General features: G+C 61.9%; 1 protein-coding gene. It reads right to left on the bottom strand.

Going from position 1 to position 231, the window contains the following annotated elements; genetic code table 11:
- Positions 1 to 231: beta-galactosidase (locus tag N7568_RS25570; protein ID WP_261612411.1), on the bottom strand; the 231-nt coding region annotated here is incomplete at both ends.

The following is a 231-nucleotide window of genomic DNA, read 5'->3' as shown; positions in this document are numbered from 1 at the left end:
GGCACTGAAAGCCAGCTCGATTTCGCGCTCCGGGTCCGCCGCCACCAGATCGTGATCGTTGGCCACCACGTCCATGTCCTTGGACCAGTCAAAGTAGTCCAAGGCCTTGGTGGCGCTGGAGACCAGGAAGTTGGTGGTTGCCGGGACGTCCGGCGTGACCTCGCGGATGACAGCAAGAAGCTCGCGGGCATAGTCGATGAACGCCCAGGAATGGAACCGTGAGAAGTCCCG

This window comes from Paenarthrobacter aurescens, from assembly GCF_025421775.1.
GTDB classification, from domain to species: domain Bacteria; phylum Actinomycetota; class Actinomycetes; order Actinomycetales; family Micrococcaceae; genus Arthrobacter; species Arthrobacter aurescens_B.
The sequence above is the reverse complement of the archived record's forward strand: the minus strand, read 5'-3'. Positions and strand labels throughout refer to the sequence as shown.